A 12,701-nucleotide genomic window follows, 5' to 3' on the forward strand; every position below is an offset into this window, starting at 1 on the left:
GCCTCCTTGGCGGCTCATGGCAGATTGATGATCTGGATCGCCGCCGGGGTGGTGATGACGGCGAACAGGACGGGAAGGAAGAACAGGATCATCGGCACGGTGAGCTTCGGCGGCAGCGCATGCGCCTTCTTCTCGGCGTCGCTCATGCGCATGTCGCGGTTCTCCTGGGCCAGGACGCGCAGGCAGTTGCCGACGGGCGTGCCGTATTTCTCCGACTGGATCAGGCCGGTCATCACCGCCTTCACGCCGTCGAGGTCGGTCCGCTCGCCCAGATTCTCATAGGCCTTGCGGCGGTCCTGGAGATAGGAGAGCTCGGCTGTCGTCAGGCTCAGCTCCTCGGCCAGGTCGACCGATTGCGCGCCGATCTCGCCGGCCACCTTGTGCATGGCGCTTTCGAGGCTCATGCCCGACTCGACGCAGATGAGGAGAAGGTCGAGCGCGTCGGGCCAGGCGCGGCGGATCGACTTCTGCCGCTTCTGGGTCCGGTTCCGCACATAGAGGCCCGGCGCGTAGTAGCCGACACAGGACACGGCGAGCGCCAGCCCCAGCTTCACCACCCAGGGCTGGTCAAGCTGGAGAACCAGGAAGACGTAGAGCGCAGCCAGGATGAACGCGGCCATGGGCACGACCAGCCTCGCCACCAGGAAGGTGACGACCGGGCCGGGGCCGCGATAGCCCGCCCTGCGGAGGATCAGCGCCGTGGCGCCGTCATCGGCGTGCTTGGCGAGGTTCAACCGGTCGGCGATCGCCTTGAACAGCTTGCCCGGCTCCGATCGCAGGGCCAGCGGCTTGCCCTGCGCCCCGAGGCGCGACCGCTCGCGCAGGCGGATGCGCTCCTGCTCATCTCCGATCTGCCGCATCCGCGCCTTCAGCGGATCGGGGCTGAGATAGGGCCAGGTGACCAGGAGAATGGTGCAGAAGGCCGACACGGCCGCGGCCAGGGCGATCAGCGGCCCGGCGTTTTCGGTAAGCATCCACAAGGACATCGTCGCCCCCTAGTAATCGAAATTGACCATCTTCCGGATCACCAGCACGCCGAGCCCCATCCAGACGGCGCAGGCCGCGAGCACCGCCTTTCCGATAAAGGTCGTGAAGAGCAGGCTGATGTAAGCTGGCGTGGTGATGTAGACGAGAAGGGCGACGATCACCGGCAATGCCGAGATGATCGCGGCGGAGGCTTTCGCCTCGGAGCTGACGGCCCTGATCTTCGCCTGCATCTTCTTGCGGTCGCGCAGCACCTTCGCCAGGTTGCCGAGCGCTTCGGAGAGGCTGCCGCCGGTCCTGGACTGGATCGCGACGACGATCGCGAAGAAATTGGCCTCGGGCGTCGGGATGCGCCGGGCGAAGCGGTCCACGGCCTGATCCACCGGCACGCCCAGCGTCTGGTCCTCGACGATCGCCTTGAACTCGCCACGGACGGGCTCCTGCGCCTCGGCGGCGATGATCCTGATGCAGTCGCCCAGCGGCAGCCCCGCCTTGACGCCGCGGACGATGACGTCGACGGCGTTGGGAAACTCGCTCGCGAAGCGCTTGCGGCGGCGCGCGCCGCGGCTGCCGACAAAGAGATGGGGCAGCAGCAGGCCGCAGCTCAGCCCGAAGCCGAGCGAGGGGTAGAGGCCGAGGCCGAGCCCCAGGAGCATGACCAGGAACGCGCCGGCCCCCACCGCGGCGCAGATGGCGAAATAGGTCGCCTTGCTCCAGCCGAGCCCGGCCCGGCGAATGCGCTGCACGAGGGTCGGCTTGCCGCCGCGTCGGACCTTCTGCTTCTCCTCGAGCTCGCGCAGCGTGGCTTCGACCGCCTTCTTGCGTCGCGCGTCGTCGGCCTGGTTGGCCTGCTCATCGACCGCGGCAGGCGTGCCGATCAGCGCCTCGAGGCGGGTCTCGAACGCCGAGCGGGGTGCGAGCCGCCGGTAGAACAGGGCGACGACCAGGCCGCCCGACGCGAGGGCGGTGAGCGCGGCGATCGCGATGGTGGTCAGGGCCGGGGAGAACATGGCGACTCCTGCATCCGTCAGGCCGCCGCCAGCCGGGCGGCATCGAGGGCGGCGGCGAGGCGCTTTTCCTCGCCGTAGTAGCGGGCGCGCTCCCAGAAGGCGGGGTGCCCGACCCCGGTCGCGCGATGGCGGCCGATGATCTTGCCGTTGGCGTCCTCCCCCAGGATCTCGTAGACGAAGATGTCCTGGGTGATCGGCACGTCGCCTTCGAGGCCGAGCACCTCGGTGATATGAGTGATGCGCCGGGAGCCGTCACGCAGCCGCGACACGTGGACGATGACGTCGACCGAAGTGGAGATCATCTCCCGCATCGTCTTCGACGGCAGCCCGAAGCCGCCCATGGTGATCATCGACTCCATGCGCGACAGGGCCTCGCGCGGGCTGTTGGCGTGGAGCGTGCCCATGGAGCCGTCATGGCCCGTGTTCATCGCCTGCAGCAGGTCGAACGCCTCCGACCCGCGCACCTCGCCCACGATGATGCGTTCGGGGCGCATGCGCAGGCAGTTCTTGATCAGGGCCCGCATGGTGATCTCCCCCTCCCCCTCCAGGTTCGGCGGGCGCGTCTCCAGGCGCACCACATGCGGCTGCTGCAGCTGGAGTTCGGCCGCGTCCTCGCAGGTGACGATGCGGTCGCCCTCGTCGATGTACCGGGTCAGGCAGTTCAGGAGCGTGGTCTTGCCGGAGCCGGTGCCGCCGGACACGATCGTGTTGCAGCGGACCCGGCCGATGATGGCCAGGATCTCCGCGCCCTCCGGCGTGATCGTCCCGTACCGCACGAGCTGGTCGAGGGTGAGCCTGTCCTTCTTGAACTTGCGGATGGTCAGGGTAGGCCCGTCGATCGCCAGCGGCGGGGCGATCACGTTGACGCGCGACCCGTCCGGCAGACGGGCGTCGCAGATCGGGCTGGACTCGTCGACCCGCCGGCCGATCTGGCTGACGATGCGCTGGCACACGCTGAGGAGCTGGGCGTTGTCGCGGAACCGGACCTCGGTCTTCTCGATCTTGCCGCTGACCTCGATGTAGACCGAGTCCGCCCCGTTCACCATGATGTCGGCGATGTCGTCCCGGGCCAGCAGCGGCTCGAGCGGGCCGTAGCCGAAGACGTCGTTGGCGATGTCCTCCAGCAGCACCGCCTGCTCCGCCGACGACATCACGGCCTTCTTCGCCGTCAGGATCTCGTCGACGATGCCGCGGATCTCCTGGCGCGCCTGCTGTTGATCCATCCTGGCGAGCTGGGACACGTCGATCGTCTCGATCAGCGCCGCGACCACCTGCGCCTTGAGCTCGTAGTACTCGTCGCTCCGCCGGGCGCTCTGCGGACGTGGCGCGGCGGCGGGAGCCTGGGCCTGGCGGCCCGCTGAGGCAGCGAGCGGCGAGCTGGCGAAGAGAGGCCTCTCGGGGGCCGGCGCGGCGGTGCGCGGCGCCGCCTGGCCCGGCATCGGCTGATCCATCATCGCCAGCGTGCCGGAGTTCCTCTCCCGCGCGTCATTCCCGATATTCTTCCTGCCGAACATCTGTCTATCGTCCCTGCTGTATAGTCGTGGCGATGGCTGATCCGGCCTGTTACGGGCTCGGGCTGGGGCTGCTGCTTGGGAGCGCAGCGGCGAGCGTGACGAAGGAAATGCTCGTCTTGGCGCCGATCGCCGTCGCGCCGGCGATGATGCCGATCGTCGCCAGGGCGATGAGGGCGTATTCGATCGCGGTGGCGCCGCTCTGGTTTCGCGCGAAATGGGAAAGCAGGCTCGGGATGCTCATGATGGTGGCCTTCGAATGTCGTGCTGCGGACTGATTGCAGCGTCCTCATAATCAAATCCGGAATTTGAACCTATGTTGATTAAAGTTTTATCTAATTGAATGGATTCTTCCATTCGACCGGATGGACTAGAACACCCCAGGGAGCAGCCGGTACCGGACCAGACCGGCAAATCGCAGATAGGCTGGGTCCTCGGTCAGGATGCGCTCCTCGGCCAGGAGTCGCCAGAGCTGGAAGCCGAGCCCGACGGCATAGACGCTGAAGTTCCAGAGGCTGGGCTGGTTGAGCAGGAAGCCGATCTGGGTGAGGAGATAGCCCGCATACATCGGATGACGGACGATCCGATACGGGCCATCGACCTTGACGCCCCTGTTCGCGGCCACGATCCCGAAGCTGCGATTGAGCGTCAGCTTGGCGGCGATCTGCATCGCGAATCCGGCAAGCATGAGCAGAGCGCTGACGACGGCAGGGACCATCGCGGCCTCGGCAGTGCCCGTCGGCCTCACCAGGAGCGGTGCGATCGAGCCGGCAACTGCGATCAGCCAGTCGATCGGTCTGAGGGAGACCTCGGTCGTCGTTCGGCGGATCAAGATGAAGAGGACGACCGATCCCTCGGAAACTAGGAGAGCCAGGTCAAGAGGGTTTCCCGACCTCTGGAATCCACGAAGCAAACTGAAGAGCAGGAAGCCGAAGACGATGGTTACCAAGCTGCGCTCGACCATGTCGAGGATGAAAGGAGAGCCGCAGCGTGGAGTGGAGGAAGTTCTCGGGTTCCGCGCGAAACGGGAAAGCAGGTTCGGGATGCTCATGATTGTGGCCTTCGAATGTCCTGCTGCTGTCTCTGCAAAAGACAATGAGGAATTTTCGGATTTCAATCCGAATTGAGTGGAATTCCTTGCACAGACAGACTCACTTCTCAATTCGGCTGAACAGACTAGACCTTTCAACTGATGAGGTGGCGGGCTCGCCGGTCCACGCGATCCCGCCAGCATCGTCGAGCGCCTAGCCAAAAAGGTACCGCCGCGTGTCTGGGTTCTCCCGTCGCCACATGACATTATCCAGGAAATAGTGATGTACATTGATGAATATCCAAAACATGAACAGGAAAACGGACTCACCAAACATGGATTTATCATATGGAACATAAGCATCTAGAAGAATCGGAATCCCCCAAAATCCCAGAAAACCCAGGATACTGCCCAAAACAACAAAGATCGCCATGTTGATATGGTGGTCTTGCTTAATCATCATGCCAAACAGCAACGCGCCAAATTCGCTCTTGGCTTCCTTCCTGTCATGCTCATAGTTCAACTGGAAGCGCCAAACCACAACTAGATATTGAAGTGAATGCAGGACAGGAATGACGAGGAACCAAAGCGGGTCGAACTGCGCGAGTATGAGCCAACTGTACAGGCTCGCCACATAGGCAACCACACCGTTGTAGGGTAAAACTTTCCCGTTGCGCTTCCAGCACACAGCAAAGCGCCATGCGGCCAGCCCAGTCGTCAAGATCGCCAAAATGATAGAGGCATCGAGAGCAATCGAAGGCAACTGAATGGCATAGTACTGAAGTCCCCAAAGTTCATATTCTGACGCCAGATAATTTACTAAAACCCATGAAAGGACCCAGATGGAATAGCTGTTTGCCACAAAAATCCTCTTATCCAGACTCTGAAAGAACTTTCTCTTTAAGGCGGCATCGACCATCAGCATGCCATAGCCCTGCTTCACAAAATGCCACCCGACGACGAAGGCCATCAGATTACCGGCGTAGCCCAGCATCCTGGCACTGCCGAGAAACAGTACAACTGCAAAGAACAGCGCCAACAGCGAAGGCACCACGATCCCGGCGAGCATATATCGCACGCGCAGGGCGCGGCTATAATCTGCGCCAAAGCACTTGGCATGAAAATTTCGGTAAAATATCTGATATGAATGGGCGAAATGTGGATGGTTGATGGCATTCGCCAGCAGCAGCATGACGATCGCAAGCGTTGCCCTATACTCCTCGACCGGCCTCAGAAGTAGCAGGGGCATGAAGGTGAGAGAGCTTCCGCCCATGCATATGAAATCGATTATCGGTCCGAAGAGATAGTTCCTTCTACCACTATTGGAGATCCGATGCGCAGAAGGTGAAATCGCTGTATCGATGTAACCGGACATTGGCGTGCCTCTGTTAAATACCGTCAGAATATCGATAGACGGTCTCTGAGATTGATAGTCCGCTGGCAAGATCTTAGTCCTCGGCTGTCAGTCACAGAGCCGAAATTTGCCGAGTCATTCCGAGAGCAACGGGTCCTTTCGCCCAGCCCCCGGAGGAGGAGCAGCGAGGAATGACTGAGCGCGGCCGTGCGGGACCCCTATGAACCTGTCGCGGCCCCAATCATGACCTGCAGCAGCGGGGCGTCGTTCAAAGCGACGTAGTGCGTCGTCGATCGAGTACCAGACCCGCCGTCTTTGCAGACGCACGGCCATCCACCACGCCGCGAGGGCGACGACAACTCCCATGTAGCCATCGACCGCGTAGTGCCAGCCGAGATGAATGGAGCCCAGAAAGATAGCGACCGCGAAAGCCACAAGAGGCCATCCGATCCGTCGGCTTACGCCGAAGCCGTAGAGGACGAACAGGACCGAGGATGCGACGTGCATGCTGGGCATTGCCGAGATGCCCGCAATAGCGGCGTCACTGCCAGTATAGGCCTGCCAGAGGGTATCCTGTGTTCCAAGCGCCCAGACCGGCACAACATCCGCGAAGCTTCTGAGCGACGCCATAAGAGGTTCAAAGCCGTCTCCAAGTCCGAGTCTTGCAAAATAGGCAGGGCCGGCGGAGGAAAAAATCGTGGCGAGGAGGTTGCCGCCGAGGCTCCATGTCAAAACAAAAGCATACAGGAACGTGCGCTGAAGCGTTGGCCGCGAAGCCGAGAAGGCAACCGTGATGACAATGAAAAATAAAATGAAGAACCAAATATTATAGAGGAAATTGATCGCCGCTGTCACAACCGATCCGCCCAGCAACGGCCATAGCAATTCAAACGGCTGATGGCCGCCATGCAGCACTCGATCAAGATATTCGAAGTACTTGTCCCATGAAAATGGATTTATTGCAGGTATCGATTCTTTGAGAAACGCGAAAGATCCCATAAATACGAGAAGGATCAACAGGACGACTGCACCTCCGGCCAGGCGCTCAACATTGCAGAGGACCTGCCGGACATCGTTCCATAGCCACAAGAGAGGTCGGTTCGGGCGAATGCGGATGACTATGTCCAGACAACGCCAGGCCGAGGCGACGCACAGAAAGGCGGGCATCAGTGTCAAGGCAATGAGGGCACCGTTGGCGACCATCCCGGAGTGATAAGGCCTTCCGATCCAGCCGGCCACGCAGATGGCACTCAACAGATGCAGCGCGACCAGGATCAGAAGCCCCATACGGGCGCGTAGGCTGCGCCCGAAGACCTCGAAGACATTGACGGCAGCGTCTACGGCGCGCTGCAACGTCCCCGGCGCTTTGTCCGCCACTCCACCAAGAGCGTTGCCGCCGATCCGCAAGGTGAAAATGATCGCCGGGCAGGCGGCTTCCGCACCATTGTCGTCGGTGCGCAATTCGCGAAGACGAGACATCTGAATTTTCGACAAGCTCATCTCCTTAGCCCCTTGATTACGCGATTGACACTATTCTAGGACAGAGAAGAACAGGTTCAGTCTCCGATACTCGGCGAGCTCCTACATCAATTAGGGAGTCGGGATCCGCCGCGTCATGCCGAGAGTAGTGCTCGTCCCCGCCAACCCTGGAACAAGGAGCGTCAACGGATAGCTGAGCGCGACCGTGCGGAACGTGATGCCGTCGACCGTCTCGGTCCCGACCGTGACCTGCAGCAGGTCCGGCTCGCTGCCGGTGAAGGCCGCGCGGACCTGGTCCTCGAGCGCGGTGTCGGTCATGTCGGCGTGGACCAGGGCGTTGCGCGCCCCGACATCCACCGCCTGGGCCAGGGCATTGCGGAGGTACAGGCCACGCCCGACCTCGATGAGCCCGAGCATGAGGACGATCAGCGCCATGCCGATGATCGCGAACTCCACCGCAGCCGCACCGGTCTGGTTGCGGAGCAGGCGACCCGCGCTGTGGTTCCGCGGCCTCATCGGACCTGCACCTGCATGGCGGGGTCCAGCACGAAGGCGGGAAGGAAGAGGCCGGCATGGGTCATGCTCGCCGACAGCCGATAGTAGGCATAGGGCAGCGTCGAGGTCGCCGCACAGGGAAGCGAGCAGTCCACGGGCGTTTCCGTGGCGTCCGGACAGCCGCAGTATCGGGTCACCGAAGGGGTCAGCAGCGGCCGGCCCGTGCTGTTGGCCTCCCCCTGCGTCAGGGCGAAGCTGGTCGCGGCCGTGTACTTGATGACATTCTCCACGTCTTCCTCCCCGGGATCGAACATCGCAGCCTGGGCGCCGGCGCGCAGGGCCTGGCCGATCGCCATCCGCTCCTGCGCCGCCATCCCGATGTCGAACATCATGAGAAGGGCGAACACCAGCATCGGGGCGAAGAGCGCGAATTCCACGGCGGCGACGCCGCCCTGCGCCCGGCCGAAGGCCGTGATCCTTCCGAAGGCGGAGGCGAGCACGACATGCTTGCGAGACCTTTTCAGAATTCCCAACATCGTCATTGCGAGCGCAGCGAAGCAATCCAGAGGCCGCACGAACTGAGCCCTGGATTGCTTCGTCGGCTTCGCCTCCTCGCAATGACGGCGAGGGATAGGCGTTTTGAAAAGGTCTCGCTTGCGACCGTCGGCGCCGAGGCGCCGGCCCTCGCCGGATGCCGCGACCGGGCCGCGCCCGCTATCAACGTTTGCCCGTGTCATGCGATTTGCGCCCCAACAGCGACCCGAGAAGGCTGCGCCTCCGCGGCTCCGGTTTCCCCGCCATCGTCACTGCGATCTTGGCGAAAGTCTTGGCGATGCCCTGCCGCGCCGAGACCTCGCCGACCATCTTCCCGTTGTTCCCCGCCGTTCCGAACACCCGGGGGACGAAGGGAATGCAGACGAGCGGTTCGATCCCCAGCGCCTTGGCGAAGGCGGCGGGCCGGATCTCCGGCCGCCTTTCGACGCCGACCTGGTTCAGCACCAGCCGCGGCGGGGCGTCGTGCGGGCGCGCCTGCCGCAGGAACGCGACCAGGTTCTTCGCATTCCGGAGGTTGGCGAGATCCGGCACGGCCGTGATGACGATCTCGTCGGCCGTCACCAGCGTGCGCCTGACCCAGGAGGTCCAGAGATGCGGGAGGTCGAGCACGAGATGCGGGGTGCCCGCCCGCGCCAGCTCCAGCACGGGTTCGAAGCCGAGCTCCTCGACGTCGAAGGGAGTGTCGAGCGTGGCCGGCGCGGTCAGCACGTTGAAATGGTCGCCGCGCTGGACGAGCAGCCGCTCGAGGAACACCTCGTCGACCCGATCGGGCTTGTCGAGCACCTCGCGCAGCCCCTGCGCCTCTTCCAGGTTGAGGTTGAGGCCGGCGGTGCCGAAGGGCAGGTCCATGTCCACGAGGGTGACCGCCGACTGGAACCGCCGCGCGATCGACCAGCCGACATTGTGGGCGATCGTCGATGAGCCGACCCCGCCCTTCACGCCGATGAAGGCATAGGTCTTCCCCAGCTTGGCGGCGACACCGTCGCCATACAGGCGGGAGACGGCGGCGATGAGCTGCGGGGGCGAAATCGGCGCCAGAAGGTATTCGCTGACGCCGCGCCGAAGCAGTTCGCGATAGAACCCGACCTCGTTGACGTGGCCGATCACGAGCAGCCTTGTGCCTGGGTCGCAGACCTCCGCCAGCCGGTCGAGCTCGGCGAGGAAGGCCGGCGCCGACGACCGGCTCTCCACGATCAGCAGGTTCGGGCACGGGGCCTTGCGGTAGAGCCCTTCCGCCTTGCCGAGGCCGCCGCGATGCAGGCTGAGATGGGCCCGCGCCATCAGCCGGTCCGCCGCGGCCGCCTCGACCACACCCACCAGCTCCGCGCTGTCGCAGAAGGCATGGATGGCGATGCGGGGAACCGGGGCCGCTTCACGCAGGGAGGCGGGGTGCGGCTTGGAAGCCGCATCGTGTCCGAGCCGTGTGGCGATGGCTGGGGCCGTCTCCGATCCGGAAGGCTGACCTTCGTGCTGCGGATCACGGGTGTCAGCCAGGAAAGCAAGGTTCACCATGTTCGATCCCAAGGTTGTGCCCGAGCCTCCGGCGATGCAGGAAGTCGCGCGATGGGCGGGGAGTCAGCGAAGGGTGACGATCTCGCGGCGGCCGGCCCGGATGACCACAACCGTCTTGCTGTCCGCGGTAACTGCGCGGGACTGCTCGCGGTTGTCGGCGGCGGAGCGGAGCGCGATCGACAGGCCCCCCTCGGTCTGCGCCGCGGCGAGGACTTCGGCCTGCATGGCATCGAGTTCCAGCGTCGCGGTCTTGCCGAGGACGAAGGTCTCGCCCTTCGTTTCGTTCGCCTTCTGGTCGATCGCGAGCACCCGCACATTCGTCACGACCGTGCGGCTCAGACGCTGGCCGTCTTGATCCGACTGGCGCGCGATGGTCTGGATCACGTCGACATGATCGTTCGGCAGGATGAAGCCGCCCGCCGCACTCTCCGCCGAGACGCGGACGGCGATGGCGCGCTTGCCGGAGGGCAGCTGGGCGGCGAGCCAGCCGGAATCGATGCGCGTCAGCTTGTCCTCACGGATCGGCTCGCCCGCCACGAACGGGCTGCGTGCGACCGAGCCGGACAGGGTGGCGACGGCGTCCGACTGGTCAGCGCGGAGGATGAGGCCGGGATTGACCGCGTCCTTCGGCCAGGCCTGCCAGCGCACGGTGGCCTCGCCGATCGATTGGCCCGGGGTGAGGTCGCCGGCGGCGACCAGTACCTCCTCCATCTTCGGCTGCGACGCCGCGGCCGGCGCCGCGACGACCATCGTATCGTTATTGGGGCGCAGCCCGAGCACGAGCCACCCCGCAAGACCGGCCGCACCGACCGCAACGAACAGAATGATGACGCGGATCATGGCAATCCCTCGGATTCAATGATGAGGCGACATGGAAACTTCGAAGACGAGGACCGGCTCAGAATAGAAGCCGTGCCCAGGACGTTTCGGGGAAGGCGGCGATGGCTGCCAGCCCCAGGGCGACGCCATACGGAATTCCGGCGTCCCGGCGATGCAGTTGCGCGACCCATGCTGTGCCGAGCGCCGCCGGGAGCGGAAGCCTGCGGAACAGCAGGAGGCCGAGTGCCAGGATGCCCCCGAGGAGCGCCGTGGTGCCGAGATAGGCCACGACTTGGTCGGCCCCGAGCCACAGGCTCGCCGCTGCCACGAGCTTGGCGTCGCCGCCGCCGATCCAGCCGCGGGCGAACATCAGGAACGCCCCCGCCAGGATCGCCAGGGCCACCACCACGCTGCGACCGATCTCCCCTGCCCCGAAGCCGGCCAAAGGCGCCAGCACCAGGTAGGCGGCGAGCAGGAAGAGGACGAGCCCGTTCCGGATCGTCATGGAGGTGAGGTCGGTCAGCCCGGCCCACATCATGGCGATGGGGAAGACGGAACTGGCGGCGAACGCCGCAAGGGCTGAGCTGGTCATAGTCATTCCGACGGTGAAGCCGCGAAGCCGCCTACTTTGGAAAGAGAGGGAGGGGGTATGCCCCTCCCTTGGGACGTACCGCTGCTGACGCTCTTACGGAGCGCTATTGGGAAGGCTGGTCGCGATATAGCTGAAGGAGGTCTTCAGATCCGTCCCAATCGTCGTCACGGCGCCGATGATCACGACGGCGACGAGAGCGGCGATGAGGCCGTATTCGATCGCGGTAACGCCCTTCTGGTCGCGGGCGAAACGGGAAATGAGCTTCTTGAAGGTCATGATGGTTTCCTGTTCAAATGTCTTGCTGCCTATGGTTTGCAGCCCCTCCACAGGTCTCCGGCCGGAGATGCAATTCGAACCCGCCGCCTGTGTTGGATAAAGTTTTAGGTTTTTTTTATCCGACGCACTATTCAGCTTGATGGCCTAGTCCCTTACGCCGATGAGCCCGTTAGGCCGTTTGACAGATCACGAGGGATTGGCCGCCGAGCCGGACGGAGCGGTCACTTCGCCGACATCAATCATGTCTCAAAAAGCGCAATGGCGGCCCGGACGACGACAGGACGACTTCGGCCGAGACCAGGCCCGCGATCACTCCGAGCTTTCGGCGGATCCGGGAAGCCGCCCCAGAATGCGTGACCCGAGCACGGCCGCCGCTGCGCGATTGGCCACGCCCAGGTTGCGGAACAGGGCCGCCAGGTGGATCTTGACCGTTCCCTCGCCAAGATCGAGGCTGCGCGCGATCTCCTTGTTCGACCGCCCCTCGACCAGCAGCGTGAGTACATCTCGCTGCCGTGGCGTCAGGTGCGGCAGCGCGGTGGCCGAGGGGGCGAAGCGGGAGGCACCGTCGTCGGGAGGAAGCTCCGCCAGCAGCGCGGGCACATAGATGACGCCATCCATGATCGACCGGATGGCGCGCGCGAGTTCCTCGACCCCCATGGTTTTCGGCATATAGCCGTGCACACCCGCCTCGAGCGCCATGAGGATGTCGGTGCGGCGCCTCGACGCCGAGACGACCGCGACACGTACATGAGGAAAGAGTTCGCGAACGGCCCGCAAGTTTGCGGCACTTCCCATCCCTGGCATGGACAGGTCGAACAGGCCGATGCCGAGGCCGTCACTCTCCTCGTCCATTCGCTCCAGCGCTTCGTCGAACGAAGCTGTCTCGATCACTTCAGACAACCCCAGCCGACCGATCAAGATCGACTTGATCGCAATCCGGAAATATTCATCGTCATCGGCGATTAGAGCCTTGCATCGAAAATCTTCCATCCGGCTCCCCCAGGGCTTGCGCTGCACCATCGCCGGTCTTCGGGCAATCGCGCCGAGGTCGTCGTCTGAACCAACATAGTGCTACAACAACTCA

General features: G+C 63.8%; 14 protein-coding genes. All 14 read right to left on the reverse strand.

Going from position 1 to position 12,701, the window contains the following annotated elements:
• Window positions 1-14: 14 nt before the first annotated feature.
• Entirely contained in the window at window positions 15-974 is a 960-nt protein-coding gene (locus AAHM41_RS09490) for a type II secretion system F family protein (protein ID WP_342236286.1), read from the reverse strand.
• A gap of 21 nt (window positions 975-995) precedes the next feature.
• Window positions 996-1,994 (reverse strand): type II secretion system F family protein, encoded by a 999-nt coding sequence (locus AAHM41_RS09495; protein WP_342236287.1) that lies wholly within the window; start codon window positions 1,992-1,994, stop codon window positions 996-998.
• 17 nt (window positions 1,995-2,011) lie between these two features.
• Window positions 2,012-3,508 carry a CpaF family protein gene (locus AAHM41_RS09500; protein WP_342236288.1) on the reverse strand — a complete coding sequence of 499 codons (1,497 nt, stop codon included), beginning with the start codon at window positions 3,506-3,508 and terminating at the stop codon, window positions 2,012-2,014.
• Between the two features lie 49 nt (window positions 3,509-3,557).
• On the reverse strand, window positions 3,558-3,749 hold the full coding sequence (locus AAHM41_RS09505; RefSeq protein WP_342236289.1) for a Flp family type IVb pilin: 192 nt from the start codon (window positions 3,747-3,749) through the stop codon (window positions 3,558-3,560).
• Between the two features lie 126 nt (window positions 3,750-3,875).
• Window positions 3,876-4,556: a methyltransferase family protein gene (locus AAHM41_RS09510; protein WP_342236290.1), complete on the reverse strand. Its 681-nt coding sequence runs from the start codon at window positions 4,554-4,556 to the stop codon at window positions 3,876-3,878.
• Window positions 4,557-4,749: 193 nt separating this feature from the next.
• Window positions 4,750-5,910, reverse strand: coding sequence for a hypothetical protein (locus tag AAHM41_RS09515; protein WP_342236291.1), 1,161 nt, complete (start codon window positions 5,908-5,910; stop codon window positions 4,750-4,752).
• Between the two features lie 114 nt (window positions 5,911-6,024).
• Entirely contained in the window at window positions 6,025-7,383 is a 1,359-nt protein-coding gene (locus AAHM41_RS09520; RefSeq protein ID WP_342236292.1) for a phosphatase PAP2 family protein, read from the reverse strand.
• Window positions 7,384-7,479: 96 nt separating this feature from the next.
• Complete coding sequence (locus tag AAHM41_RS09525) at window positions 7,480-7,884, reverse strand: TadE/TadG family type IV pilus assembly protein (protein WP_342236293.1); 405 nt, start codon at window positions 7,882-7,884, stop codon at window positions 7,480-7,482.
• Window positions 7,881-8,600: a TadE/TadG family type IV pilus assembly protein gene (locus AAHM41_RS09530; RefSeq protein ID WP_342236294.1), complete on the reverse strand. Its 720-nt coding sequence runs from the start codon at window positions 8,598-8,600 to the stop codon at window positions 7,881-7,883. The genes AAHM41_RS09525 and AAHM41_RS09530 overlap by 4 nt, the downstream gene beginning before the upstream one ends.
• Window positions 8,581-9,930: an AAA family ATPase gene (locus AAHM41_RS09535; RefSeq protein ID WP_342236295.1), complete on the reverse strand. Its 1,350-nt coding sequence runs from the start codon at window positions 9,928-9,930 to the stop codon at window positions 8,581-8,583. Before AAHM41_RS09535 ends, AAHM41_RS09530 begins: the two co-directional genes overlap by 20 nt.
• Window positions 9,931-9,993: 63 nt before the next feature.
• Window positions 9,994-10,770 (reverse strand): Flp pilus assembly protein CpaB, encoded by a 777-nt coding sequence (gene cpaB / locus AAHM41_RS09540; protein ID WP_342236296.1) that lies wholly within the window; start codon window positions 10,768-10,770, stop codon window positions 9,994-9,996.
• A gap of 58 nt (window positions 10,771-10,828) precedes the next feature.
• Window positions 10,829-11,341, reverse strand: coding sequence for an A24 family peptidase (locus AAHM41_RS09545; RefSeq protein WP_342236297.1), 513 nt, complete (start codon window positions 11,339-11,341; stop codon window positions 10,829-10,831).
• Window positions 11,342-11,434: 93 nt separating this feature from the next.
• Window positions 11,435-11,617, reverse strand: a complete 183-nt coding sequence (locus tag AAHM41_RS09550; RefSeq protein WP_342236298.1) for a Flp family type IVb pilin — start codon at window positions 11,615-11,617, stop codon at window positions 11,435-11,437.
• A 309-nt stretch (window positions 11,618-11,926) separates the two neighbouring features.
• Window positions 11,927-12,637 (reverse strand): response regulator transcription factor, encoded by a 711-nt coding sequence (locus tag AAHM41_RS09555; protein ID WP_342236299.1) that lies wholly within the window; start codon window positions 12,635-12,637, stop codon window positions 11,927-11,929.
• Window positions 12,638-12,701: the final 64 nt, after the last annotated feature.

This window comes from Inquilinus sp. OTU3971 (assembly GCF_038440215.1).

Bases quoted from the DNA above. Each gene is read 5' to 3' on its own strand.
- AAHM41_RS09535 (WP_342236295.1), bottom strand. From the start codon at position 9,930: ATGGTGAACCTTGCTTTCCTGGCTGACACCCGTGATCCGCAGCACGAA.
- AAHM41_RS09550 (WP_342236298.1), bottom strand. From the start codon at position 11,617: ATGACCTTCAAGAAGCTCATTTCCCGTTTCGCCCGCGACCAGAAGGGC.
- AAHM41_RS09515 (WP_342236291.1), bottom strand. From the start codon at position 5,910: ATGTCCGGTTACATCGATACAGCGATTTCACCTTCTGCGCATCGGATC.
- AAHM41_RS09525 (WP_342236293.1), bottom strand. From the start codon at position 7,884: ATGAGGCCGCGGAACCACAGCGCGGGTCGCCTGCTCCGCAACCAGACC.
- AAHM41_RS09500 (WP_342236288.1), bottom strand. From the start codon at position 3,508: ATGTTCGGCAGGAAGAATATCGGGAATGACGCGCGGGAGAGGAACTCC.
- cpaB (WP_342236296.1), bottom strand. From the start codon at position 10,770: ATGATCCGCGTCATCATTCTGTTCGTTGCGGTCGGTGCGGCCGGTCTT.
- AAHM41_RS09510 (WP_342236290.1), bottom strand. From the start codon at position 4,556: ATGAGCATCCCGAACCTGCTTTCCCGTTTCGCGCGGAACCCGAGAACT.
- AAHM41_RS09545 (WP_342236297.1), bottom strand. From the start codon at position 11,341: ATGACCAGCTCAGCCCTTGCGGCGTTCGCCGCCAGTTCCGTCTTCCCC.
- AAHM41_RS09555 (WP_342236299.1), bottom strand. From the start codon at position 12,637: ATGGTGCAGCGCAAGCCCTGGGGGAGCCGGATGGAAGATTTTCGATGC.
- AAHM41_RS09530 (WP_342236294.1), bottom strand. From the start codon at position 8,600: ATGACACGGGCAAACGTTGATAGCGGGCGCGGCCCGGTCGCGGCATCC.
- AAHM41_RS09490 (WP_342236286.1), bottom strand. From the start codon at position 974: ATGCTTACCGAAAACGCCGGGCCGCTGATCGCCCTGGCCGCGGCCGTG.
- AAHM41_RS09495 (WP_342236287.1), bottom strand. From the start codon at position 1,994: ATGTTCTCCCCGGCCCTGACCACCATCGCGATCGCCGCGCTCACCGCC.
- AAHM41_RS09505 (WP_342236289.1), bottom strand. From the start codon at position 3,749: ATGAGCATCCCGAGCCTGCTTTCCCATTTCGCGCGAAACCAGAGCGGC.